Raw genomic sequence first — 23,680 nt, forward strand, 5'->3', positions numbered from 1 at the left:
GGCGCGGCGACCCGCTGTCGGTCAGCCGAGCAGCGGAAACCAGCCCGCCGACTCGCCCAGCTCCAGCCGGTCCCGATCGGTGAGCGGTACGCGCCCGGTGGCCTTCAGCAGGAAGTCCTGGTCGCCCCAACCAACGGGCCGCACCGTGTCGTCGCTGAGCAGGCCCTCCATGGTGGTCACCGCGACACGCGCGGCCAGCGGGCCGGGCGGCGGCGCGTCGGGCAGTTCCGGGGTCAGATCCAGGTGGTGGACGACGGCCTGGGTGGTCAGGGTGGCGAGGAAGTCGGGTACGCGAAGCACGTGCCCCTGCGTGGTCACGTACCCCTCGGGGTTTGCTGACCTGGCGGCGCGGACCGCCGCCGGGGCGGTGTCCCGCCAGAGCTGGACGATCCCGGTCGGACGGTCGAACGCGGCGGCCGACCGGCGGACCCACCAGGCGTGCCGGTTGCTCTCGTCGTCGCCGGCCAGAAAGTCGCGCCAGTAGCTGACGTCGTCGACGTCGGCCGGCCCGTCAACGGGGCTGGCAAGCGCGACCAGCGCACGCTGGGCGTCGCCGAGTACGTGCAGGAGCAGGTCCGCGACCAGCCAGCCACGGCAGCGGGTGGCTCGTTGCAGGCCGGCGTCGTCCAGGTCGCCGACCACCGCGGTGATCCCGTCGTACGCCTGGGCCAGCGCCTCGTCCGGTCGGATCGTGGTCATGCGATTCAGCCTCGCATGAACCATCGCAACCGCCAACGTTCAACGGCGCGGGTGGTGTGCCCGGGCCGACACGTGGATCGACCCGGGCGGAAGGTCGTTCTGGATCAGCCGAACATGTCGTCGAGGAAGCCCTTGCGCTTCTTCTGCCGGTAGTGGCCGTGGTAGCCCTGGTGCTGCTGCTGGCCGTAGGCCGGCTGCGGCGGATAGCCGTGGGCGGGCGGGGGCGGCGGCGGGACGGCACCGTATCCGGGCTGGTGCGGAGGCGGCGGAGGCGGGTAGCCGGCCGGCTGGTGGGTGGGCTGCGGCGGTGCGCCACCGGTCTGTTGGCGGCTCCAGTTGGCCTCCGCCTCGAACAGCTTCTCCAACTCGCCACGGTCCAGGAAGATGCCTCGGCATTCCCCGCACTGGTCGATCACGACGCCGCTGCGCTCGTACTGGCGCATTTCTCCGTGACACTTGGGGCAGGTGAGACTACTCATCGCCCGACGGTACCTGGTGGACCTAAGCGGTTGCTGTGAGCGCCTCGCTGACTTCTTCGTCGGAGACCTCGTGGAAGTCGTCGTAGTAGACGCTCACCGCGCCGAAGTCCGGTGGGCGTTGGGCACAGATGACCTGGTCCGCCTCCGCGGCGAGCAGTTCGTACGCCTCCTGTGCGCCGACCGGGACGGCGACCACGACCCGGTGTGCTCCGAGGTGGCGGACGACCTCCACGGCGGCGCGGGCGGTCGCACCGGTGGCCAGGCCGTCGTCGATGATCAGCGCGGTCCGGCCGGTGAGGTCCAGCGGTGCGCGACCGCCTCGGTAGAGCCGTTCCCGCCGGGCCAGTTCGGCCTGTTCCCGTTGGCTGACCTCGGCGATGTCGTCGCTGCTGAGTCGGCTGGCGACCGCGTCGTTGAGCACCTGGACCCCGCCCGGCCCGAGTGCCCCGAAGGCGACCTCCCGGGCCCACGGCATGCCGAGTTTGCGGACGACGAGCACGTCAAGTGGTGCGCCGATTCGTTCGGCGACGACCCGGGCGACCGGTACGCCGCCGCGGACGAGGCCGAGGACGACCACGTCCGGATCGCCGACGAGTGCGGTGAGCCGCTCGGAGAGCACCCGGCCGGCGTCGGCCCGGTCGCGGTACGTCGTCATGCCTTCAGGTCTACGCCCTGGCGGGGCGTTCCGCCCGGCAGTTACACCGATGTGGTCCGAGCGGGCAGGTCGGGAAGCGGGGTGGCCGGCGTGTCGACCGGGCGGTGCAGGGCGGGTGCCCAGGTGAGCAGGGCCATGGGGTAGAGCAGGTACCCGAAGCGGGTCGAGGGCATCAGGGCGATGGCGGCGAGTAGCCCGTACCCGCAGATGAGCGCGGTGGCGACAGCGGTGCGGGGCGGGCGGCGGGCGAGCCGGACGGCGATGGCCGCTCCGGCGGCGACCAGCAGCGCGGCGGCGACGAGCCGGCCGGCGGGTAGCGCGGTGGCGATCAGGTAGCCGGGAAAGGGGGACTGCGCGGGGCTGGTGACCAGGCCGTGGCCGAGGGGGAAGCGCAGCACGTTCTCGGTGAGCGCGTCGCGGTCGACGAGGATCGCGGGGATCAGGGCGGCGACGGGTAGGCCGATCGCGCCGGCGGCGACCCGGGTGCCGGCGCGCCGGGTCAGGCCCCAGACGATCAGGACCAGCGCCACCGGCCAGGCGAAGAGCTTCAGCGCGCCGGCGAGCCCGACCGCGAGGCCGGCCCGGCCGGGTCGGCCGGCGGCGGCGAGTGCGAGGGCCAGCAGGCAGAGCGCGAGTACGGGGAGGTCGTCGCCGCCGGTGGCGAGGGTGAGGGCACAAATGGGCAGTACGGTGGCGGCCTGCACGCCGCGCAGCAGCGCGGAGTCTCGCCGGTGAGCCGCCGGGGCGGGGAGGGCGGTGGCCGGTGTGGTGCGCAGCGCGGTCACGGCCAGGGTGAGCGCCAGCGCGGTGCCGACCGCGAACCAGACCCGGGAGTCGGTCCACCAGGTGTCGGTCAGTGCCCTGGGCAGGCCGAACATCGCCATGCCGGGTTGGTATGGCGTGTAGCCGAGCAGTTGTTCGCCGGGTGGCAGGGCGGCTATCGCGTCGGGTCCGAGGTACGGGGTGCCGTGCTCCAGGAGGCGGCTGCCGGCGTGCTCCACGACCAGGACTTCTTCCTGTGCCCGGTCGGTGCGTCCGTTGGCCCGCTCGATGCTCTGCCAGAGCAGGGGGAGCAGTGCGGTGCCCGCCCAGGTGAGACCGGTGATCGTCCAGCGGGCTCCGAGACCGACCAGCCGTGCGGTCGGGTGGTGTCGGCGGAGCAGGAGTTGAGTGAGCACCGCAAGCGTCGCCACCAGGTATCCGACGGCGGCGACCGCGCCCCAGGCCCGGTGCGGCAGCAGGGTCGACGTGACCGCGGTGATCGCGGCGAAGATGGTCGAGACGGCGTAGAGGCTGAGGTCGACGGCAAGCCCGCCGGCGGCGGTGTCGAGCGTCCGCCAGTGCCAGGGGCGGCGGCGGGCGGTCGGGGCGTCGGCGATCACGGGCGCCAGTCTGGCAGACCGGGCGGCACCTGCACCGGACCGTGTGGTGCGGTCGGCCGGTGCCCGGTCAGGCGGGCAGGTGCGGGAGGCGGGCGCGGGCGGCCTGGCGGCGGTTCTGGCTCAGCCGGATCACCGCGCCGGCGTCGTGCAGTGGTGCGACGAGGGCGCCGGGACGTCCGCCGGAGCCGCGCTGCATCGCCGCGAGCAGGGTACCGGCGGGCACCGGCCGCGAGAACAGGTGGCCCTGGCCGGCGACGCAGCCCAGCTCCCAGAGGGCCCGCCGTTGTGGTTCGCTCTCCACCCCCTCGGCCACCACCGCCAGGTCGAGACTGCGACCCAGGTCGAGGGTGGAGCGGATGACAGCGGCGGCCTCCGCTGAGCTGTCCATCGTCGTTACGAAGCTTCGGTCGATCTTCAGCTCGTGCACCGGGATGCGGGAGAGCAGTGAGAGCGAGGAGTAGCCGGTGCCGAAGTCGTCCAGTGCCAACCGGACACCCTCGTCGCGCAGCCGGCTGAGGACTCGGTCGACCACGTCGAGTTGGCTGAGCGTGAGCGTCTCGGTCAGCTCCAGCACCAGCCGGTCCGCGGGGAGGTCGTGAGCGCGCAGACGGGCCAGCACGGAGCCGGGGAACCGCGCGTCGAGCAGGCTGCGGGGGGACACGTTCACCGCGACCGGTACGTCGAAGCCGGCGTCACGCCAGGTGGCGGCCGCGATCAGTGCCTGGTCGAGGATCGCCTCGGCGAAGGCTGGCAGCAGACCGGAGCGCTCCACCGCCTCCAGGAAGCGCAGCGGGTCGATCATGCCGTGGGTGGGGTGGCGCCAGCGGGCCAACGCCTCGGCACTCGTCACCTCGCCGGTGCCCAGGTCGACGATCGGTTGAAAGTTGACGATGAACTCGTGGTCGGCGACCGCACGCGGCAGGTCACCGCCGAGGGTGAGGCGGCCCAGGTCGGCTGTGTCGCGGGTGGTGGCGTAGGTGGAGATTCGCTGCCCGGCACGCTTGGCCTGGTACATGGCCACGTCGGCGCGGCGCAGCAGTTCGGTCATGCCACCGTTGGGCGGGGCGACGGAGATGCCGCCGCTGGCTTCGACGCTGATCCGCATGCCGTCCAGCTCGAACGGCTCGTGCAGGGCGGCGAGGAGCGTCTCGGCCCGATGCGCGGCCACCGCCGGGGCCGGCAGCCCGCGCAGGAGTACGGCGAACTCGTCGCCGCCGAGGCGGGCCACCAGGTCGCTCGCCCGTGCGGCGCCTCGCAACCGGTCGGCGACCTGCACCAGCACCTGGTCGCCGGCGGCGTGACCGAGGGTGTCGTTGACTTCCTTGAAATGGTTGAGGTCGATCAGCACCAGCGCGGTAACCCCGTCCGCGTGTCGGGCGCTCAACTGCTCGGTGCCCTCGTCGAGGAGATGCCGGCGGTTGGCCAGTCCGGTCAGTGCGTCGTGGGAGGCGGCGTACGCGTGTTCGTTGGCGACCCGGGCCAGTTCGGCGTACGCCTGGGCGTTGCGGACGGCCGTGCAGAGCGCGGACGCGAAGGTGCGCAGGGTGTACTGCTCCCGTTCGGAGAGTTGCACCGGGCCGCGGAAGCGCAGTCGGAGCACGCCCACGTCGACGGTGCGGTCGTGCCCCTCGAGCGGGGTGGGGACGACGGTGCCGTCCACATCTGTGCGTTTGCCGATGGGGCCGTCGAAGGTGATGCCGCCGGTGCCGCCGCGCACGGCGCGGTCGCCGTCGCGCAGCTCGATCTCGACCTCGTCGGCGGAGAACAGTTCGGCGGCCTGGGTGACGGCGGTGGTCAGGACGTTGTCCAGGTCGACCACGTTGAGCGCATCAGTGGTGCGGGCGAGCCGCTGCCATGCCTGCTGCTCGGTCCTGGCACGGATTCTCGTGGAGTAGGCCAGGTGCAGGCTGAGCACGAGCGGTGGAACGGCGACCAGGAGTCGCAGGTCGGCTTGGAGGAGGAGCAGGGTGCAGATGGTGACGAGGAACCGCAGCGCCACACCGACGCCTCGTAGGTCCCAGTTTGCGCGGAATTGCTGACGAATGCTGCCGCCGGAGGCTATCGCGATGACCGGAATCGCGATGAGCTCGTCGAGCACCGTGGCGACGAGATAGGCAAGGGCTATTGGGCCGACAAGGTGAATGAAATCGGTGAGCTTTGCGGGGGGCCAGGTCCAGTCCAGCGCTACGAGGGTCAGCCCCGCGCCGGCAGCGACGACGGTGTTCTTTCCGATGCTGAACGCCATCTTGATCGGCGCCAGGCGCTGGACGGCGAAAGCCGCCGCCACTCCAACGGCTGTGCACAACACGACCCAGGGCGCTGGAGCGATCGCCACTCCGACGACGATCGCGGTCTCACTCCAGGTGATCTGGTGCGTGGTCGATCGGATTCTCACCCTTGCATTGACCATCGTGGCAACGGCGATCATGGGGATGAGCGCTATTACAGTCGCAACCCCGGTCGACGTTGCCGGGATCGCGGTGAGCGCCGCCACCAGGGATAACGCACAAACCCCCGAAGCTACAACGACGATGACGCCGATGATCAGAGTCAGTCGCCGATGATCTTCTCGGTCGTTCTGCGCCTGGGTTCGCATGCCGCTCCCGAGGGTGCCCGGTTCGCTCCTGGCACCGTAGCGCACGACGAGGGGCCAGCGGCAGGCCCTCGCGTTCTCAGGTCCACTCGTTGCCGCGCATGACTACCTCCCCAAAGATCAGGCATTAGTGGCAACTCGTGGATTAGCCATTAATGCACCGACTTGCTGACAGGGATAGCGTAGCGGAGATATGAGTGGGTAGCTCCCGTCATATGTCGCTATGCGCAACATCAGCCAACTGGGCGATGGTTTGTAACGTTCTGTCCCCACCTGGGAGCGCACCGTTGACGTTCGCGGCCTCTCTCCAAGAGTCGTTGCTGGCTGTTGCGGGCCGAATGCGATGGGCTGAGCCCGCGTATTCTCTCAAGTCTGCCAACTTCTGGCCGGCTGCATCATCTGCAGTTCGGCCAGAAGAACCACCGGTTGGGCATCGTGTACGCCAGGAATGCTGGCCGGCGCAGGCAATTGTCGACCGGAGGTTTGCGCATCCTGCAGCTCGTGCTCGGACAAGAAAGCTGCAACCTGCAACAGGCATGCTGTGCCGGTGGTCGGCGCCGCTCGCCGCTGCCGTCGACGACCGCCCGGCCCGTTGACATCGGCCCGTCACGCTCAGTGCCCATAAGCTTCGTCCGTGATCGGCTGAATACCCCGCTGGAGCAGGGGGACGGATGGAGATTCCACTTCTGGGCGGCCTCTCGGTGCAACTGGCCGCTCGCACACTGCACCTCGGAACGCCTAAGCAGCAGGCCGTCCTTTCGATGTTCGCAGTCCAACCTGGGCAGTTGGTGACCGTTCACGACCTGGTTGATGAGTTGTGGCCCGATGGTCCGCCGCGTTCGGCGGTGGCGAATGTTCGTACCTATGTCGCCAATCTGCGGCGGACCTTCGAAGCGTTCGAAGGCGGTCCGGGTGTCATCGTTAGGCGGCAAACCGGTTACCGGCTCGTCCTGAGGCCGGAATGCATCGACGTGTTTCAGTTCGAAAGCGGAGCGCTCTGCAGGCCGGCAAGCCCTGATGATCGGCCACCTGGACCGCGCCCCGGAACTACTGGGGCGTGCCGTGGCGCGCTGGCAGGGGGGCAGTGCTCGCCGGTGTTCCGCTCGGACCCGTGCTCACCGCACGCGTGGTGGCGGCCGACCTCGGCGGCGGGACGGTGCGGGAGGAGCGGCGTCCGACCGGTGCGCCGGCAGCACCCCGGCGCGGCGGTCAGTGCGACGCCGCTCCTTCCAAGCGCCGTCGTACCGCACCGATAGGCTCACGGCCGTGACCGAACCCGCACAGCTCAGCCACGTCGACCGTGCTGGCGCGGCCCGCATGGTCGACGTCTCCGCCAAGGCGGTGACGGGCCGGCTGGCCGTCGCGGCTGGCCGTCTGCGGACCACGCCCGAGGTCATCGACCTGCTGCATCGTGACGGTCTACCCAAGGGTGACGCGCTGGCGGTCGGTCGGCTGGCCGGGATCATGGGGGCGAAGCGCACCCCCGATCTGATCCCGCTGTGCCACCCGATCGCCCTGCACGGCGTCACTGTCGACCTGCACCTGACGGCTGACACCGTGGAGATCATGGTCACCGCCCGCACGGCCGACCGGACGGGCGTGGAGATGGAGGCGCTGACCGCGGTTGCCGTCGCCGGTCTCGCTCTGGTCGACATGGTCAAGGCGGTCGATCCGGCGGCCTCGGTGGAGGCGGTCCGGGTTTTGCGCAAGGAGGGCGGCAAGACCGGCGAGTGGGTCCGGCCGGAGGATCGACCGTGATCCGGGCCCGGGTGATCGTCGCGTCCAACCGGGCCGCGGCCGGTGTCTACGCCGACACCAGCGGACCGCTGCTCGTCGCCGGCCTGCGCGAGCTGGGGTGCCAGGTCGACGAGCCGGTCGTGGTGCCCGATGGTGAGCCGGTCGGCGCCGCCGTGCGGGCCGCCCACGCCGACGGTGTCGACGTGGTGCTGACCAGCGGTGGCACCGGAGTGACCCCGACGGATCGGACACCCGACGTCACCCGGGAGCTGTTGGATTACGAGATTCCCGGCATCGCCGAGGCGATCCGTGCGCACAGTCGCGAGCGGGTGCCCACGTCGGTGCTGTCCCGGGGTCTGGCCGGGGTGGTCGGCCGGATGCTGGTGGTCAACCTTCCCGGCTCGACCGGCGGTGCCCGGGACGGCCTGGCCGTGCTCGGGCCGATCCTCGGGCACACCGTCGACCAGCTGCGCGGCGGCGACCACTGACGTGGGCGCGGCGACCACCGATCGGTCCACGCCACGCACCGACGGGTGTTGGTCCGGGCCGATAGGCTCGGTTGGTGAGCACGGAAACCGCACCCACCGCGGATCGGGTCACCGCACCTCCGCCTGCCGGCTGGGAGGAGGCGCGTTCGCGGGTCTACGCGGTCGGTCTGGCCGCCGCGCTGCCCGCCGTCGCCCGACCACTTGCCGACATCGACGGGTCGACCCTGGCCGAGCCGTTGACCACCCGCACCGACCTGCCCGCCTTCCCCACCTCCAGCGTGGACGGCTGGGCGGTGCGCGGCACCGGCCCGTGGCGCATCGTCGGCCGGGTGTTGGCCGGCAGCACCCCCGCGCCGCTCACCGCTGACGGCACGACCGTGGAGATCGCGACCGGGGCCATGGTGCCCGAGGGCGCCACCGCCGTGCTGCGCGTGGAGGAGTCCACGACCGTCGACGGCCTGGTCCGCGGCACTCCCCGGGAGACGCCGGAGTGGCGCAAGCCCGGCGAGGAGGCGTACGCCGACGAGGAGCTGTTGCCGGTCGGCACGCCTGTCGATCCGGCGGTGATCGGCCTGGCCGCCTCCTGCGGGCACGACACGCTGCGGGTCCGGCGGACGCCGCGCGCCGCGCTGCTGGTCTTCGGCGACGAGTTGCTGACCGCAGGACCACCCGCGGCCGGTCGGGTCCGCGACGCGCTGGGTCCCGCGGTGCCGGCGTGGCTGCGGCGCTACGGCTGCCAGGTCCGCCCGTCGGACGTGGTCGGCCCGGTGGCCGACACACTGCCCGCGCACGTGGCGGCCCTGCGTTCGGCGCTGACAAGTGCCGACCTGGTCTGCACCACAGGTGGCACGATGAACGGCCCGGTCGACCACCTGCACCCGACCCTGGAAGCGCTCGGTGCCGACTACGTGGTCAACACGGTGGCGGTTCGCCCGGGTTTCCCGATGCTGCTGGCCCGGCTGGCCGGCCACGACGGGCGAATCCGGTTCGTGGCGGGGCTGCCGGGCAACCCCCAGTCCGCCATCGTCGCGCTGGTCTCGCTTGTCGCGCCGCTGCTCGCCGGCCTGCAGGGCCGCTCGATGCCGGTGTTGCCGCACGCCACGTTGGCCGAGGCGGTGCCCGGTCGCGGTGACCACACCCACCTGGCCCTGGTCCGGCTGGACCGGGAGGCCGGGACGGCGTACCCGGTGCGACACGTCGGTTCGGCGATGCTGCGTGGCCTGGCCGGCGCGGACGGGTTCGCCGTCATCCGGCCCGGCACCAGGGGCGAGCCGGGCGACCGGGTGCCGATCGTGCCGTTGCCACTACTCCCTGGGGAGCGTTCGCCATGACCGCACCGACGATCGCCTTCGGTGAGATCACCGACCAGCCACTCGACCTCGCCACCCACGAGGCTGCGGTCGCCGACCGGAGGGCCGGCGCCGTGGTCTCCTTCCAGGGCGTGGTCCGCGACCACGATCACGGCCGGCAGGTCACCAGCCTGGAGTACGAGGGGCACCCGAGTGCCGCGCGGGTGCTGCGCGAGGTGGCCGCCGAGATCGCCGCGGAGCCCGACGTGTACGCGGTGGCGGTCTCCCACCGGGTCGGTCCCCTGGCGATCGGTGACGTGGCGCTCGTCGCCGCGGTGAGCACCGCGCACCGGGCGGCGGCCTTCGCGGCCTGCGCCCGCCTCGTCGACGAGGCCAAGGCGCGCCTGCCGATCTGGAAGCGGCAGGTCTTCACCGATGGCACCGAGGAATGGGTCAACTGCCCCTGACCGCTCAGCGGCGGCTGTTGACCGCCGCTGAGCGGGCGAGCCGGTCGCCGTAGAACGCCGGCTCGGCACCGGGACGCCAGGGCAGTGCGGCGACCAGCACGATGAGCGCGAGCGCGAGCGAGTTTTCCATCAGGGCTCCGAAGAGACCGTCCTGGTAGTGCGACATCTCCGGCAGTTGGTGCTCGTACGGCCAGATCGGGGAGATCAGGAAGAGCAGGTAGAGCCCGATCGCGGCACCGCCGTGCCGGAGCCCGGTCAGCGTTGGATACCAGATCGGCGGGCGGAGCCCGTTGACCCCGGGCATGCCGCCGAACACGGCTCCCTGGCCGGCGCGCGAGGGAATGGTCCGGCTCGCCTCCCGGCGACGTACGGCGGCGTCGGCCAGCACGATGATCGCCGGGATCACCCAGACCAGGTGGTGGGTCCAGGAGATCGGGCTGATCACGTTCGCGGTGAGGCCGACAAGTGTGAACGCGGTCAACTCGTCACCGTCGGCGCGGGAGCTTGCCGCCCGGGACAGGCCCAGCGCCAGGATCAGCACCGAGAAGGCCAGCCAGAGCAGCCCGGGGGTCTCGATCGAGTCGTACAGGCGGGCGAGCAGGCCGGCGAGTGACTGGTTCGGCGTCATGTCCGCCGCACCGACCCGCTCGGTCTGCCAGAGCACGCTGCCGAAGTACGTCCGCGACTCGTCACCGACGATCCCGAAGGTCGCCACCGTCACGCCGATCGCGGTGCCGATCGCGGTGGCCGCCACCCGCCACTGACGGGTGATCAGCAGGTAGGCGATGAAGAGGGCCGGGGTGAGCTTGACCGCGGTGGCCAGGCCGATGCCGGCGCCGGCCCACGCTCCGCCGTAGAGGAAGCGCAGCAGGGGGCCGTCGGTCGCGGCGTAGTGGGTGCCCCGGCGGGAACGCCAGCGCAGGCCGATCAGGTCAGCCATGATCAACGCGAACAGCAGGATGTTGACCTGGCCGTAGCCGAGAGTCTCCCGACCTGGCTCGATGGCGACCGCGAGCGGCACCGCCACGGCCACGGTGAACCACAGTGGCCAGCCCAGCCGGTCCACGATGGGGCGGAGCAGCCCGGCCAGCACCAGCGCCAGCGCGGCGATGCTGGCGGCAGCGTTGACCATGCCGGCGGCGTCGATCGGAAGCTGCGCCATCGGCAGCATGACCAGCCCGGCGAACGGCGGGTAGGTGAAACCGAGGGTGGTGCCGGGCGCGATGAACTCGTAGAGCTCGTGCCCGCTCGCCCACCACCCCACGGCACCGTGGTAGATCTTCATGTCGAAGAAGTTGTACGGCCGCCCGAAAGCACCGATGGCGAGCCATGCGGCGTAGACGACGGCGGCCACGATGGCGCCCCGTACGACGTTCTTGCGATCGATCCGACGTGACACGCGGTCGATGCCGCGTGTCACGCGTTGGATTGGGGCGAGGCGGTCCGCCCGACTACCGACAGCCGTCGGCATGGCGTGGCCACCCCCGTACCAAGGTCGTCCTACCCGTCCAGGTCCTGCACGGAGCCTAGAACGGCGCCTCACGTCAGTGCCTCCCGCGTTATGCGACCGTGTCCGATCCCACACATGTTTTTGACATTTCCACCGCGTTAACGCCTACCGGGCGGTTCAGGTGATTCGCGGCCTTAGCGGGGGGTGGGGGTGGCGCGGAGAGGCATCGATGCAGTTCAGCCGGGCAGTCGACGTGCGGTGGACGCGGATCGGACGGCGATCCGGGCTTCCCGTCGGGCGGTACGGACAGCGCGCTGCATGGAACGTCGAGAGTGGCCGATGCGATGGCCGGTCCGCCAGCGCAGACCCGGCTTGCCGCCGGTGTCGGCCGCGGCCAGCAGCAGACCGCCGAGGAGACCGAGGTTCTTGAGGGCGTGAATCTGGTTGTTGTTCTTGGCGATCGGATCGTCGTTGTTCCAGAAGGGATGACCGGCGATGGTCACCGGCACCAGCGTGCCGGCGAGGACCAGGGCGGCGGGTCGACTGAACCGCCCGGTGGCCAGCATCAGTCCGGCGCTGACCTGCACCGCCGCGTTGAGTCGGATCAACGTCTCGGTCTCGGTGGGGAAGCTCGGGTGCGCCTTCTTCAACAGCGGCGCGATCTTGTCGGTGACCGGCGCGGCGGCCTGCGCCAGCCGTGCCGGGTTGCGGAGGTTGCGATACCCGCTGACCACGAAGATGCCGCTCAACATGGCGCGGGCGAGGGAGCGTACGGGCGTCATGGATCAGTCATACCCCCTCGCGACGTTTGCTACCCCGGCAACCGTCGGATCGGATCGGTGTTCATACACCTGCGCCACGCCGATTCGAGCGACCGTCACGGATGGACCGGCCTCGGCGGGTAACGTCGCGCGGGTGACCACGCTGCGGCTACGCCCCGAGGACCCGGCCGACGCCGGTCCGGTACGCCGCGTGCTGGCCACCGCCTTCGCCCGTCCCGATGTGGCGACGCCGCCGGAGGTGAGCCTGGTCGACGAGCTGCGCGGCACGGCCGCCTGGCTGCCGCGGCTGGCAATGATCGCCGAGTACGGCGGTGAGGTGGTCGGGTACGCACTGCTCACCCGGGTGCGGGTGCGGCCGGATCAGGGCTCGGACGTGCCCGCCCTGGCGCTCGGTCCGGTGGCGGTCGCGCCACACCGACAGCGCGTCGGGCACGGCACGGCGGTCGTGCAGGCGGCCCTGGACGCGTCCACCGAGCTGGGTGAGCGGTTGGTCGTGGTCCTCGGCGACCCGGCCTTCTACCACCGGTTCGGCTTCAGCACCGCGACGGAGCTGGGCCTGACCAGCCCGTGGGCCGGTCTCGGTGAGCCCTGGCAGGCGTTGGTGCTGCCGCCGTCGACGAGCGAGGAAGGCCCCCCGCCGCGCGGTGAGGTGCTCTTTCCGCCGCCCTGGTCGAAGGTCTGACGGGCGTCGTCACCTCGATCGGCGGTCAGGCCGGCTGGGTGCGCAGGTACCTGCCGAAGTGCGGCACCGTGAAGGCGACCGTGCCCCGCTCGCCGGAGTAGATCAACCCCTTCTTGATCAGCGCGTCCCGCGCCGGGGAGAGGCTGGCGGGCTTGCGGCCGAGTGCCCGGGCGATTTCGGCCGTGGGCACCGCGGCGTCCATGTCGTCGCGGGTCACCGCCCCGGACTCGTCCCCGACCGCGGACATCATGGCCATCGCCCGCATGTACTCGCGTTCGGCGGGGGTGGCTCGCTCGAACCGGGAACCGAAGAACCCGACCGCCAGTTCGGCCTCCGCCTCGGGTGCGGCGACGCGCACGTCCGCGGCGGTGATCGGCGAGCGCGGCGCGTGGTCCCAGGTCGCCTTGCCGTACGCCTGGACGAAGTAGGGATAGCCACCGGACTTCTCGTAGAGCAGGTCGAGGGCCTTCTGCTCGTACTCGACGTCCTCGCGCTCGGCCGGCGCGCAGAGCGCCTGGTCGGCGGCGATCCGGTCGAGGCGGTCGATGCGCTGGTAGCGGAACAGCCGTTCGGAGTACGACTTGGCCGCGCTGAGCACCGCCGGCAGGTGCGGGAGGCCGGCGCCGACGACGATCAGCGGCGCGCCGAGTTGGGACAGCTCGTGGCAGGCCGCGCAGAGCGCCGACACGTCCTCCGGGCCGAGATCCTGCATCTCGTCGATGAAGATGGCGATGCCGGTCCCGACGTCACTGGCCACCGCGGCGGCGTCACTGAGCAACTCGACCAGGTCGATCTCGATGTCGCCGGAGTCGGCCCGGCCGCTCGCGGCTGGCACGTCGATGCCGGGTTGCCACCTGTCGCGCAGCTTCGGGGCGGCACCGGCCCGGCCGGTCGGGGCGGACCGTTGGGCGAACGCCTTGAGAACGCCGAGGAGCGCGTCGATCCGGTCGGGTGCACGGTGGCGGGGGGCCAGCTCCCGGACCGCCATGTGCAGCGCGGCGGCGACCGGACGGCGCAACGACTGATCCGGTCGTGCCTCGATCTTGCCGCTGCCCCAGAGATGGTTGATCGCCTGCGACCGGAGAGTGTTGAGCAGCACCGTCTTGCCGACGCCCCGCAGCCCGGTGAGCATCAGGCTGCGTTCGGGTCGTCCCCGTGCGATGCGTTCGAGCACGATGTCGAAGACGTCCAGCTCCCGCCCCCGCCCGGCGAGTTCGGGCGGACGCTGGCCGGCGCCCGGCGCGTACGGGTTGCGGACCGGATCCACGCATCGCAGAGTATCGGGCCGTCTAGCTGCGAGGCTAGACATGGATAGATGGGGCTACCGGCGTGTCGGAGCCGTCGACAAGAAACTAGGGCTGTCTAGCATGGACGCTAGACAGCCCTAGTTTTGGCAATCGGAGCGACCGCCTCCGCAGGAACTCCGGGGTGGGTGGTCTCAGCGTTGCTTCAGGCAGAGGACGAAGTCGAGAGTGTCCAGCTCACTGTCGAAGAAGTACCAGTTGGTGTAACCGGGGACCTTGTCACACTTGGCCTCGGCATCGCGTTCGCCGCTGGTCGCGCCGTCGATCCGGCTCAACACCTCGTACGACTTCGCGGCGCACTCGGTGATCAGCAGCTTGGGCTTGGCGCCCGCCGCGGCGTCGTTGCGGACGCACTGACCCACCTTGGCGAACCGGGGATCAGCCGACGACTCCGGGGCCGGGGCGCTCGGTGGCGGCTCGGCCCCGTCAGCGTCCGCGCTGGGCTCCGCGGCGGTGGTCGAGTTGGCCGGTGCGGCCACCGGAGCCAGGTCGTCCTGCCCGCGAAGGAACCAGAACGCACCCCCGGCAGCCACCACCAGCAGCAGTACCACCGCCAGCACGGCAATCAGCGGCCCCCGACCGCGCCGGCCCGGTGCCGGTGTGGGGTCCGGGCCGGACGGGGTCTCGTCGGGCAGCCGGTACGGCTGCCGGTCGTACCCCGGATGCGTCCCGGTGGGCTGGTACGCGCCGCCGTAGGGCGCCCCGGGGGGGCCGCCGTAGGGCGTACCCGGACCGCCTTCGTGGGGCGCGGACGGTGGGCCGTACGGCCCGGGTCGTCCCTGGGGCGCCTGCGGGTACGGCGGACCCGGCGGCGGGTACGACGGGACCGCCGGCGGGTAGGGCTCGGGTGCCGGCGGGTAGGGCTCGGGTGCCGGCGGGTAGGGCTGCTGCACCGGCCGGCCCGGCGTCTCGTCCGGTCGCTGCCCGCGCCACGGTCCCGGGTTGCCGCCCCCGGGTGGTCCGTAGTTGGTCATGCCGCCCTCCTGCACGAGTGGTGAGTCCCGCCACCGGTACGCGACGTCGACTCCGACGTCACCGTAGCGTGGTCCACTGATGAGCTCACCTCCACCGAGCGCGGCAGGCGTCGTCGGCCGCCGCGCAAATGTCGCGCCGACCCTGATCTGGACCGCGTTGATCGTGGTCTACCTGCTCTGGGGATCCACCTACCTGGCCATTCGGATCGCCGTGGAGACGCTGCCGGCGCTGCTGTCGGCCGCACTGCGGTTCGCCGTCGCCGGCCTGATCCTGGCGGTGGTGCTGCGGCTGCGCCGAGGCCCCGGCGCGCTGCGTGTGGACCTGCGGCAACTCGGCTCAGCGGCGTTCGTCGGGGTGCTCCTGCTCGCCGGCGGCAACGGCCTGGTGGTGCTCGCCGAATCCGGGCCGCCCGGAGTGGCGGTGCCGTCCGGGATCGCCGCGCTGCTGGTGGCCACCGTGCCACTGCTCGTGGTGCTGTTGCGCACCGGCACCGGGGACCGGCCGCCGATCTGGACGTTCGCCGGGGTCACCCTGGGCTTCGTCGGCCTGGTCCTGCTGGTGCTGCCCGCCGGCAGCGCGGACGCGGTGCCGCTGCTCGGGGCGTTGACAGTGGTCGTGGGGGCCGTCGCCTGGTCGGTCGGGTCGTTCCTGTCCGGCCGGATCCGGATGCCCGCCGACCCGTTCGTGGCCACGGTGTACGAGATGTTGGCCGGCGCGCTGGTGCTGGCCGTCGTCGCCGCCGGTCGGGGCGAGCTGGCCGACTTCCACCCGGCGGCGGTGAGCACCCGGTCCTGGCTGGCGCTGGGCTACCTCATGGTGGCCGGCTCGCTGGTGGCCTTCACCGCGTACGTCTGGCTGCTGCACAACGCGCCCATCTCGCTGGTGTCGACGTACGCCTACGTCAACCCGGCGGTCGCGGTCGCGCTCGGCGCGCTGCTGGTGGCCGAGCCGATCACCGCGCAGGTGCTGCTCGGCGGTGCGGTGATCGTCGCCGGCGTCGCGCTGGTGGTGAGCACCGAACGGCCGCGCCGGGTGGGCACGGGACCACGATCGGGGGACACGCTGGTGCGCGACCGCCAGTAACGTCCGGCCCATGTCGGCCGCCGCGCTGGTGTCGATCGCGCTGCTCGGCGCGCTGGTCGGACTCGTCGTACCGCTGGTGTCGCGGCGCTTCGCCACGGCGGACGCCCGGCCGTGGGCGTTTCCAGGGCCGCAGCCGGTCCGACGGCCCTGGGTCGATCCGATGGTGGCGGCCAGCGTCTTTGTCGGCCTTGCCGTCGCCGTGGGTGACGACCCGGCGCTGCCGGTCTTCCTCGCGGTCGCGGCCGTCGGTCTGGTGCTGGCGCGGGTAGACCTGGCCTGCCTGCGGCTGCCCGACCCGCTGGTCCTCGTCGCCGGGTTGCTGGCCCTCGGCGGGCTGACCGCGGCGGCGCTGCTGTCCGGCACTCCTGGCCGGCTGCTCGGTGCGCTGGGAGGTGCGGCGGTCGCGGGCGCGGCGTACGTGCTGCTGGCCATGCTGCCCGGCTCACGACTGGGCTTCGGGGACGTGAAACTCGCCGCCGTCCTCGGCCTGCCGCTCGGCTGGTTAGGTCGGGATGCCCTGCTCACCGGGCTGCTCCTGCCGCACGTGCTGCACGGCGCTCTGGTGCTCGGTCTCCTTGCCGCGCGGCGGGTCCGTCGGCACACCCTGCTGCCGCTCGGCCCGGCCCTGCTGGTGGGCGCCTGGCTCGCCGCCCTCCTGCCCTAAGGCGCCCACCCCGGCCCTGGGCCCGGCCCGCCCCTGGTTCCGTCGATCTTGCACTTTCTGCCCCGACATAAGGTGCGATTCACGCTCAACGGCGACCGAAAGTGCAAGATCGCGGGGAGGCTCGAGGGCTCAGATCAGGCGGAGTTGGCGGTCCTTGGGGCGGCGGGGCTCGGCTTCACCGAAACGTTCGAAGAGGCCGGGGTCGATGGTGCCGAGGAAGGGCGAGGGGGCGCAGTCGCGTTCGGCGCCGTGGCGGGTGCGACGGGCGGCGTGACTGACGTACAGCCGGTCCTGGGCCCGGGTCAGGCCGACGAAGAAGAGCCGGCGCTCCTCGGCGACCGCGTCCTCGTCGGGCGTCGAGCCCGGCCAGCGCAGCGGCAGCAGCCCGTCCTCGACGCCGACCAGGAAGACCACCGGGAACTCCAGGCCCTTCGCGGCGTGCAGGGTGAGCAGCGTGACCGCCTCCGCGCGTGGGTCGAGCGCGTCCACCTCCGCTCCGGTGGCCAACTGCGACAGGAACGCCTCCAGGTCGTCGCCGCAGCGCCGGGCCAGTGGGGTCAGCAGATCCACGGCCGAGCGGACGTCCTCGGGGCGGACCGTGCCGGTGCCATCCAGGGTGGGCACCGCGAACCGCTCGGCGACCACCTGGCCCGCCAACCGCACCCGGGCGGCCAGTGAGCCGGCCAACCCGTCGGCGTGCCGCAGCTCACGGGCGATGGCCGCCACCCCGGGCCGGTCCCGAAGCCGGTCGTGGGACCGCTTCTGCACCGGGATGTTGGCCCGGGTCAGGGCGTCGACGATCGGCGCGGCCTGCGCGTCGGTGCGGTACAACACGGCGATGTCGGAGAAGGACAGCGAGGTGGACCGGCCGTCGATCCGGCCCGAGTCCAGCGACCGGTGGGACAGCCCGCCGACCAGGTCGTCGACCGTCCGCACCACGAAGTCGGCTTCCTCGACGATCGACGCCGCCGGGAAACGCCCCACCAGTGGGGCCTCGGGGTCGAGTCGGGCCGGGTCCAGTCGCCGGCCCCGAACCAGTGAGGACGGCGCGATGGCCTGCACGGCGGCGGCCAGGATCGGCGCGGACGAGCGGTAGTTGCGGTTGAGCCGCACCAACCGGGCGTCGGTGAAGTCCTCGGAGAAACGCAGGAAGTAGCCGACGTCGGCGCCCCGGAACGAGTAGATCGCCTGGTCCGGGTCACCGATCGCGCAGAGGTTGCCGTCCGCCGGGCTGAGTAGCCGCAGCAGCTCGTACTGCGTCTCGTCCACGTCCTGGTACTCGTCGACGAAGATCCACCGCCAGCGGTCCCGGTAGCGTTCGACGAGCTTCCGGTCGGCTCGCAGCACCTCCACCGGCAGGCTCACCAGCTCGTCCAGGTCGACCAGGTCCTGCTTGCGCAACAGTGCCGTGTAGCTGGCGCTGTCGTCGCCCGCCGCGGAGCGAGCCGCTGCCCGCTCGGCGTCGTCGGCGATGCGGAAGTCGGCCGGCAGACCCGCCGCGTCCGCGTTCTCCCGCAGGATGGCCATCCCCAGCGCGTGGAACGTGCCCACGGTGACGTCCTCGGCGACCGGGCCGAGCAGGCCGTCGAGGCGGTGCCGCAGCTCCTCGGCGGCCCGGCGGGTGAACGTGATCGCGAGGCAGTGCTCGGGAAAGACGTTCAGTTCCGCGCAGAGGTACGCGATCCGGTGCGTGAGCGTCCTGGTCTTGCCGGTGCCCGGCCCGGCCACGATCAGCAGCGGCCCTCCCGGTGCGGAGGCAGCCACCCGCTGCATCGCGTCCAGCCGGTCCAGCAGGCCGGTGCCGACCTCCTCCATGCCGGAGAGCATCGGCTCGAACGGCTCGTGCGGGGACGGCGGCGACGCGATCGGCGGTGCGGGCGCCGGGACCGGCTTACGCTTCGGCTCGGCCTTCGGCGCCGGGCGCTTGGCCGTCGATCGGGCCGCCGACTCCGGGGGTCGGCGCTGCGCTGGCACCGGTACGTCGAACAGCGTCTCCTGTGCCGAGCCCTCGCCGCCCAGCTCCGCCGGGTCGAAGAGCGTGATCACCCCGTACTCGCCGTCGTAGCCCGGCACCCGGCGCACGTCGCCTCGTCGCAGCCGCCCGATGCCCTCGGCGAGCAGCTCCCCACCGGCCTGCGCGATGTCGGCGAGCGGCGTTGTGGTCAGGATCTCCAGCTCCGGCCCGAGCGCGGCGAGCAACTCGTTGAGTCGCCCCTCGACCTTCTTCGAGCGGGCGCCCACCTTGTTGATCTCACCGAGGATCTCGGCCAGCGGGACCAGGTGCGTGACGTCCCGGGCCTGTGCCGGCCGGTGCCCCGTCGGCCGGTCGGCCAGCTCCTCGATCCGGTTGAGGACGCCCACCGTGAGCGGCTTGCCGCACTCGGGGCAGCGCCCGCCGGCGGCCCGGGTGCGCTCCGGGGACCAGTTGACCCCACAGAGCCGGTGCCCGTCCGCGTGGTACTTGCCCTCCTCCGGGAAGAACTCGATGGTGCCGGCCAGGCCGTCACCGGTCCGCAGCGCCTCCCGGACGGCGAAATAGTCCCGCTCGGCGGTCAGCACGGTCGCCTCCCGGCCCAGTGCCGGTGGCGAGTGCGCGTCCGAATTGGACACCAGTTGGTAGCCGTCCAGACTGCCGACCCGCCAGTTCATCGCCGGGTCGGAGGAGAGGCCGGTCTCCACGGCGAAGATGTGGTCGGCCAGGTCGGCATAACAGTCCGCGATCGCGTCGAAGCCGGACTTCGAGCCCAGCGCGGAGAACCACGGCGTCCAGATGTGCGCCGGCACCAGGTAGCCGTCTCCGCTGGCCTCCAGGGTGATCTCCAGCAGGTCGCGGGAGTCCAGACCGAGGATCGGCCGGCCGTCCGAGCCGAGGTTGCCGATCCGGCCGAGGGCGGTGTTGAACCGGGCCACCGCGTCCAGATCCGGTAGGTAGATCAGGTGATGCACCTTGCGGGTCCGGTCGTCCCGCTTGTAGATCGTGGAGATCTCCACGCTGAGCATGAACCGGACCGGGTCCGCCTCCGCCGCGCCGGCGAGACGGGGCGGCAGCCGCCGGGCGATGTCCCGCTCCGCCTCGGCGTCGAGCCGGTACAGCCCCGGCTCCGCCGGGCGCAGGGTCTCCCGCAGGTGGTCGTACCAGGCGGGGTGGGTGAAGTCGCCGGTGCCGAGCAGACCGATGCCCTTACGGCGCGCCCACCACCCGAGGTTCGGCAGCGTGAGGTCGCGGCTGCACGCGCGCGAGTATTTCGAGTGGATGTGCAGGTCCGCGACGAATGGCGAGAGGCCACCGGAGGGTACGGCACTGAACGGAGGCACGCCGCATCCTGTCACGCCCGCCGCGCCGGTCGCCGGCCGCCACGCGCGGACGTGACGTCCGCTATGCCGAGCGCAACTCCACGAGACTGATCTGCGGCTCCGCCCCGACCCGGACCGGAGGCCCCCAGAAGCCGGCGCCGTTCGTCACGTAGACCTTGGTGCCGTCGACCTCGCCGAGGCCACTGACCACCGGCTGCGCCAACCGGACGACCAGGTTGAACGGCACCACCTGCCCACCGTGGGTGTGCCCGGACAGTTGCAGGTCGACGTCGTACCGGGCGGCCTCGACCGCTGCCAGCGGCTGGTGGGCGAGCAGCACCACCGGACGGCTCGGGTCGCGGTCGCCGAGGGCGGCGGCGAAGTCGGGCCCGGCGGCGAGGCCGCTGCTGCCGGTGGCGTCCAGGTCGTTCACGCCGGCCAGGTCGAGCACGCCGCCCCGGGCCCGGATCTCCTGCCGCTGGTTCTGCAGCACCCGCAGGCCGAGCCGGTCGACCTCCTGGACCCACTCCTCCACGCCGGAGTAGTACTCGTGGTTGCCGGTGACGAAGAAGCTGCCGTACCGGGAGCGCAGGTCACGCAGCGGCGCGGCGGCCGGGCCGAGCTCGGCGACCGAGCCGTCGACCAGGTCGCCGACCACCGCGACCAGGTCGGCGTCGAGCCGGTTGATCGCGGCGACGATCCGCTCGGTGTGTGCCCGGCCGCGCAGCGGACCGAGGTGGATGTCGGAGACGGTCGCGATGCGCAGGCCGTCCATGCTGCGGGGGAGCTTGGCGAGGGGGATCTGCACCCGGTCGAGGCGGGGCGGGCCGAGGGCGGTTCGCACGCCGTACCCGGTGATGCCGGTGGCGGTGAGGCCGGCGAAGATGGCCGCCCCACGGGCCAGCAGCAGCCGGCGGGCCGGGTCGTGGTCCGGGGCCGTGACGGCGTCGGCCGCGGGCGGCTCGGGCGGCCCGGCGGCGCCGACGAGCACCGGCTCGGGCGCGGCGGTGGTCGGCTCGGCGGTGGCGACGAGCACCGGCTCGGGCGCGGCGGTGGTCGGCTCGGCGGTGGCGAGCCGGCGGCGCAGCACGAGACGGGTGACGAACATCGGCACTTCGAGGACGGCGAGCACCACGAGCAGGTAGAACATCAGGGCGAGCCACAGGTAGCCCGGCCAGGCGAGCCAGTAGAGCCCGGCCTGCGTCCCGATGAGGGTGGCCGGCACGAGCAGCGCCAGCACCAGGGCGGCGATCCCACCGACCCGCCGCCAACGGCCCGGGTTGGTGGTGTCCCGAACGAGCCGCTTCCACAGGTAGAGGTGGATGAGCCCGGTGGTCAGCGCCAGGACGCCCACGAATCCCAGAACCGCCAACATGTGCGCCTCCTCAGCCGCCCGCGAACGGGGGCAGAACGTCGATCGTGGCCCCGGCCGGCAGGGGTGCTTCACGATCATGACAGGTGACGCCATCGACCAGGAAACTCGCCGCTCGCAGCACGGCGGCGAGGCGATCACCGTGTCGCCGCACCAACTCGGCGGTGAGGTCGTCGAGCGACCGGCCGGCGGGCAGGACCTCCTCGGCGTGCCCGACAGCGGCGCGGGCACCCGCGAAGTAGCGGACGGTCAGTGGGGTCACGCCTCAGCCCCCGATCGCGGACATCGGCCGGGTCGGTTGAAGGAAGGTGGGGTCGTCGATGCCGTGCCCGGCGCGCTTGCCCCGCATCGCGACGCGCCAGCGTCGGGCCAACTCGTCGTCGTCCGCGCCGGTGCGCAGCGCCGCGCGCAGGTCGGACTCCTCGGTGGCGAAGAGGCAGGCGCGGACCTGGCCGTCCGCCGTCAGCCGGGTGCGGTCGCAGTCGCCGCAGAACGGTCGGGTGACGCTGGCGATCACGCCAACCCGAGCGGGACCTCCGTCGACGAGCCAGGTCTCGGCCGGTGCCGCGCCGCGCTCGGTCGGGTCGGGGCTGAGATCGAAGACGGTACGCAGAGAGGCCAGGACCTCCTCGGCGGTGACCATGGTGTCACGGTCCCAGCCGTGCTGAGCGTCCAACGGCATCTGCTCGATGATCCGCAACTGGTAGTCGTGATCGACGGCGAAGCGGAGCAGGGCGGGCGCCTCGTCCTCGTTGACCCCGCGCATCAGCACAGAATTGATCTTCACTGGTGTGAGCCCGGCGGCGGCCGCCCCGGCGAGCCCGGCCAGCACCGCGTCGAGGCGGGGACGGCGGGTGAGTCGGGTGAACCGGTCCGGGTCCAGGGTGTCCAGTGAGACGTTCACCCGGTCCAGGCCGGCCGTGCCCAGCGCCGGAGCCAGCCGGTCGAGCCCGATGCCGTTGGTGGTCAGCGAGACCCGGGGGCGGGGCCGCATCGCGGCCACCGCGGCCACGATGCCGACCAGGCCGGGCCGGATCAGCGGCTCGCCGCCGGTGAACCGCACCTCGGTCACACCGAGCCGCTCGACGGCCACCCGGACCAGCCGGACGATCTCCTCGTCGGTCAGCAGATCCGGGCCGGACAGCCAGGGCAGCCCTTCCGCAGGCATGCAGTAGGTGCAGCGCAGGTTGCACTTGTCGGTGAGGGACACGCGCAGGTCACGGGCGACGCGGCCGTACCGGTCGACGAGGACGCCATCGGTCCCCGGGGCGGCGCTCACCTGTCGACCGTAGCGCGTTCGACCCGGCCCGGGACGGCGCGGGCGGCCTGAAGCACCGCGTTCCGATAGCCGCCGCCGAAGAGCGCGGTGTGCACGAGCAGCAGATGCAGTTGATGCAGTGGGACCCGGTCGCGCCACCCGTCCGGCAGCGGCCAGCTCTCTTGGTAGGCGGCCAGCATCCGGTCCAGATAGGGGATGCCGCCGAAGAGAGCGAGCTGGGCCAGATCCGTCTCCCGATGCCCGCCGTGCGCCGCCGGGTCGATCAGCCAGGCCCGGTCGTCGGCGCCCCAGAGCACGTTGCCCGGCCACAGGTCGCCGTGGACGCGCGCCGGTGGCTCGTCGCCGCCGAGCCCGTCGAGCCGACCGATCACCTGCTCGACCAGGGTGGCGTCGGTGCTGGTCAGCGCGCCACCGTCGACCGAGCGTCGCAGGTACGGGACGAGGCGTCGCTCGGCGAACCACGTCGACCACGGCCCGTCGGTGGGGGTGTTGTCCTGGGGGAGCGACCCGATGAAACCCGGCCAGGCCGCACCGAAGGTGGGTGCGCCCGCCCGGTGCAGGTCGGCCAACTCCCGGCCGAAGCGGTCTGCGGCCCCCGGCGTCGGCTCGCCGGGCTGCACCCAGTCGAGCGCGAGCAGGCCCGGCAATGCCACGATCACCTCGGGTACGCCGATCGCCCCGACCTCCCGCAGCCAGCGCAGCCCGGCCGCCTCGGCGGCGAAGAAGCCCTCCGGCGCCTCCTGGCCGGCCCCCTCGGGCCAGGACTTGGCGAAGACGGAGTGGCCGTCGTCGAGGGTGAGGCGGGCGGCGGCGCAGATGTGCCCACCGGCGACCGGCGTCTCCCGGATCCGCTGGTGGGTCCGAAAGGTCGGCAGGTGTGCCGGGTGCGCGCGCAGGTACGCCAGGTCCATCAGCGCACGGTAACCGCTCCCTGTGACGCCACGGTGCCGCCCGATGAGATCGGGCCTCTTTCGGCACTCGTGGATAAGCGGTGAGCAGCCTAAAC

General features: G+C 72.1%; 22 protein-coding genes. 8 read left to right on the forward strand and 14 right to left on the reverse strand.

The annotated features are described in order from the left end of the window. Positions 1–21: 21 nt before the first annotated feature. The 5 genes from ACFYPM_RS14560 to ACFYPM_RS14580 all read right to left on the reverse strand — a co-directional run bounded on the left by ACFYPM_RS14560 (position 22) and on the right by ACFYPM_RS14580 (position 5,811). On the reverse strand, positions 22–699 hold the full coding sequence (locus tag ACFYPM_RS14560) for a maleylpyruvate isomerase N-terminal domain-containing protein (protein ID WP_387195897.1): 678 nt from the start codon (positions 697–699) through the stop codon (positions 22–24). 104 nt (positions 700–803) lie between these two features. Next, positions 804–1,178: a zf-TFIIB domain-containing protein gene (locus ACFYPM_RS14565; RefSeq protein WP_357377253.1), complete on the reverse strand. Its 375-nt coding sequence runs from the start codon at positions 1,176–1,178 to the stop codon at positions 804–806. Positions 1,179–1,200: 22 nt separating this feature from the next. After that, positions 1,201–1,833: a phosphoribosyltransferase gene (locus tag ACFYPM_RS14570; protein WP_387195900.1), complete on the reverse strand. Its 633-nt coding sequence runs from the start codon at positions 1,831–1,833 to the stop codon at positions 1,201–1,203. A 41-nt stretch (positions 1,834–1,874) separates the two neighbouring features. Further along, positions 1,875–3,215, reverse strand: coding sequence for a glycosyltransferase family 87 protein (locus ACFYPM_RS14575; RefSeq protein ID WP_387195903.1), 1,341 nt, complete (start codon positions 3,213–3,215; stop codon positions 1,875–1,877). Between the two features lie 67 nt (positions 3,216–3,282). Continuing rightward, positions 3,283–5,811, reverse strand: a complete 2,529-nt coding sequence (locus ACFYPM_RS14580) for a putative bifunctional diguanylate cyclase/phosphodiesterase (protein WP_387195906.1) — start codon at positions 5,809–5,811, stop codon at positions 3,283–3,285. Positions 5,812–6,479: 668 nt separating this feature from the next. Here ACFYPM_RS14580 and ACFYPM_RS14585 point away from each other — a divergent pair. From ACFYPM_RS14585 to ACFYPM_RS14605, 5 genes are all read left to right on the forward strand, one after another. Further along, positions 6,480–7,064: a winged helix-turn-helix domain-containing protein gene (locus ACFYPM_RS14585; RefSeq protein ID WP_387195909.1), complete on the forward strand. Its 585-nt coding sequence runs from the start codon at positions 6,480–6,482 to the stop codon at positions 7,062–7,064. A 10-nt stretch (positions 7,065–7,074) separates the two neighbouring features. After that, positions 7,075–7,566 (forward strand): cyclic pyranopterin monophosphate synthase MoaC, encoded by a 492-nt coding sequence (gene moaC / locus ACFYPM_RS14590; protein WP_387195912.1) that lies wholly within the window; start codon positions 7,075–7,077, stop codon positions 7,564–7,566. After that, on the forward strand, positions 7,563–8,033 hold the full coding sequence (locus ACFYPM_RS14595) for a molybdenum cofactor biosynthesis protein B (protein WP_387195915.1): 471 nt from the start codon (positions 7,563–7,565) through the stop codon (positions 8,031–8,033). Before moaC ends, ACFYPM_RS14595 begins: the two co-directional genes overlap by 4 nt. Positions 8,034–8,107: 74 nt before the next feature. Beyond that, entirely contained in the window at positions 8,108–9,364 is a 1,257-nt protein-coding gene (locus ACFYPM_RS14600) for a molybdopterin molybdotransferase MoeA (protein WP_387195918.1), read from the forward strand. Further along, on the forward strand, positions 9,361–9,789 hold the full coding sequence (locus ACFYPM_RS14605; protein WP_387195921.1) for a molybdenum cofactor biosynthesis protein MoaE: 429 nt from the start codon (positions 9,361–9,363) through the stop codon (positions 9,787–9,789). Before ACFYPM_RS14600 ends, ACFYPM_RS14605 begins: the two co-directional genes overlap by 4 nt. Before the next feature lie 4 nt (positions 9,790–9,793). Here ACFYPM_RS14605 and ACFYPM_RS14610 read toward each other — a convergent pair whose 3' ends face one another. Further along, positions 9,794–11,260, reverse strand: coding sequence for a glycosyltransferase 87 family protein (locus tag ACFYPM_RS14610; RefSeq protein WP_387195924.1), 1,467 nt, complete (start codon positions 11,258–11,260; stop codon positions 9,794–9,796). A 215-nt stretch (positions 11,261–11,475) separates the two neighbouring features. Next, positions 11,476–12,021: a DoxX family protein gene (locus ACFYPM_RS14615; RefSeq protein WP_387195928.1), complete on the reverse strand. Its 546-nt coding sequence runs from the start codon at positions 12,019–12,021 to the stop codon at positions 11,476–11,478. Positions 12,022–12,154: 133 nt separating this feature from the next. Here ACFYPM_RS14615 and ACFYPM_RS14620 point away from each other — a divergent pair, with 133 nt between their 5' ends. Continuing rightward, entirely contained in the window at positions 12,155–12,703 is a 549-nt protein-coding gene (locus tag ACFYPM_RS14620) for a GNAT family N-acetyltransferase (RefSeq protein ID WP_387195931.1), read from the forward strand. 25 nt (positions 12,704–12,728) lie between these two features. Here ACFYPM_RS14620 and ACFYPM_RS14625 read toward each other — a convergent pair whose 3' ends face one another. Together ACFYPM_RS14625 and ACFYPM_RS14630 are read right to left on the reverse strand one after the other, a co-directional pair. Continuing rightward, entirely contained in the window at positions 12,729–13,970 is a 1,242-nt protein-coding gene (locus ACFYPM_RS14625; RefSeq protein WP_387195934.1) for an ATP-binding protein, read from the reverse strand. 171 nt (positions 13,971–14,141) lie between these two features. After that, positions 14,142–14,642 carry a hypothetical protein gene (locus tag ACFYPM_RS14630; RefSeq protein WP_387196422.1) on the reverse strand — a complete coding sequence of 167 codons (501 nt, stop codon included), beginning with the start codon at positions 14,640–14,642 and terminating at the stop codon, positions 14,142–14,144. A 418-nt stretch (positions 14,643–15,060) separates the two neighbouring features. On the opposite strand from ACFYPM_RS14630, the gene ACFYPM_RS14635 reads away from it, so the two are divergent. Both ACFYPM_RS14635 and ACFYPM_RS14640 read left to right on the forward strand, forming a co-directional pair. After that, positions 15,061–16,065, forward strand: coding sequence for an EamA family transporter (locus ACFYPM_RS14635; RefSeq protein WP_387195937.1), 1,005 nt, complete (start codon positions 15,061–15,063; stop codon positions 16,063–16,065). Between the two features lie 10 nt (positions 16,066–16,075). After that, positions 16,076–16,729: a prepilin peptidase gene (locus ACFYPM_RS14640; RefSeq protein ID WP_387195940.1), complete on the forward strand. Its 654-nt coding sequence runs from the start codon at positions 16,076–16,078 to the stop codon at positions 16,727–16,729. A 129-nt stretch (positions 16,730–16,858) separates the two neighbouring features. On the opposite strand, the gene ACFYPM_RS14645 is transcribed toward ACFYPM_RS14640, so the two are convergent. The 5 genes from ACFYPM_RS14645 to ACFYPM_RS14665 all read right to left on the reverse strand — a co-directional run bounded on the left by ACFYPM_RS14645 (position 16,859) and on the right by ACFYPM_RS14665 (position 23,585). Beyond that, positions 16,859–20,044, reverse strand: coding sequence for a UvrD-helicase domain-containing protein (locus ACFYPM_RS14645; RefSeq protein WP_387195943.1), 3,186 nt, complete (start codon positions 20,042–20,044; stop codon positions 16,859–16,861). Positions 20,045–20,105: 61 nt separating this feature from the next. Further along, entirely contained in the window at positions 20,106–21,398 is a 1,293-nt protein-coding gene (locus tag ACFYPM_RS14650; protein WP_387195946.1) for a metallophosphoesterase, read from the reverse strand. 10 nt (positions 21,399–21,408) lie between these two features. Next, a complete protein-coding gene (locus ACFYPM_RS14655) occupies positions 21,409–21,657 on the reverse strand; it encodes a MoaD/ThiS family protein (RefSeq protein ID WP_357571574.1) in 249 nt (82 codons plus the stop codon). A 3-nt stretch (positions 21,658–21,660) separates the two neighbouring features. Next, complete coding sequence (gene moaA / locus ACFYPM_RS14660) at positions 21,661–22,674, reverse strand: GTP 3',8-cyclase MoaA (RefSeq protein ID WP_387195950.1); 1,014 nt, start codon at positions 22,672–22,674, stop codon at positions 21,661–21,663. Then, entirely contained in the window at positions 22,671–23,585 is a 915-nt protein-coding gene (locus ACFYPM_RS14665; RefSeq protein ID WP_387195953.1) for a fructosamine kinase family protein, read from the reverse strand. Before ACFYPM_RS14665 ends, moaA begins: the two co-directional genes overlap by 4 nt. Positions 23,586–23,680: the final 95 nt, after the last annotated feature.

It is taken from the genome of Micromonospora sp. NPDC005203 (assembly GCF_042872705.1).
GTDB lineage: Bacteria > Actinomycetota > Actinomycetes > Mycobacteriales > Micromonosporaceae > Micromonospora.

Excerpts from the sequence above, each read along its gene's own strand:
- ACFYPM_RS14560 (WP_387195897.1), bottom strand. The coding sequence starts at position 699 with ATGACCACGATCCGACCGGACGAGGCGCTGGCCCAGGCGTACGACGGG.
- ACFYPM_RS14565 (WP_357377253.1), bottom strand. The coding sequence starts at position 1,178 with ATGAGTAGTCTCACCTGCCCCAAGTGTCACGGAGAAATGCGCCAGTAC.
- ACFYPM_RS14570 (WP_387195900.1), bottom strand. The coding sequence starts at position 1,833 with ATGACGACGTACCGCGACCGGGCCGACGCCGGCCGGGTGCTCTCCGAG.
- ACFYPM_RS14580 (WP_387195906.1), bottom strand. The coding sequence starts at position 5,811 with ATGCGAACCCAGGCGCAGAACGACCGAGAAGATCATCGGCGACTGACT.
- ACFYPM_RS14585 (WP_387195909.1), top strand. The coding sequence starts at position 6,480 with ATGGAGATTCCACTTCTGGGCGGCCTCTCGGTGCAACTGGCCGCTCGC.
- ACFYPM_RS14605 (WP_387195921.1), top strand. The coding sequence starts at position 9,361 with ATGACCGCACCGACGATCGCCTTCGGTGAGATCACCGACCAGCCACTC.
- ACFYPM_RS14610 (WP_387195924.1), bottom strand. The coding sequence starts at position 11,260 with ATGCCGACGGCTGTCGGTAGTCGGGCGGACCGCCTCGCCCCAATCCAA.
- ACFYPM_RS14615 (WP_387195928.1), bottom strand. The coding sequence starts at position 12,021 with ATGACGCCCGTACGCTCCCTCGCCCGCGCCATGTTGAGCGGCATCTTC.
- ACFYPM_RS14635 (WP_387195937.1), top strand. The coding sequence starts at position 15,061 with ATGAGCTCACCTCCACCGAGCGCGGCAGGCGTCGTCGGCCGCCGCGCA.
- ACFYPM_RS14640 (WP_387195940.1), top strand. The coding sequence starts at position 16,076 with ATGTCGGCCGCCGCGCTGGTGTCGATCGCGCTGCTCGGCGCGCTGGTC.
- ACFYPM_RS14650 (WP_387195946.1), bottom strand. The coding sequence starts at position 21,398 with ATGTTGGCGGTTCTGGGATTCGTGGGCGTCCTGGCGCTGACCACCGGG.
- ACFYPM_RS14665 (WP_387195953.1), bottom strand. The coding sequence starts at position 23,585 with ATGGACCTGGCGTACCTGCGCGCGCACCCGGCACACCTGCCGACCTTT.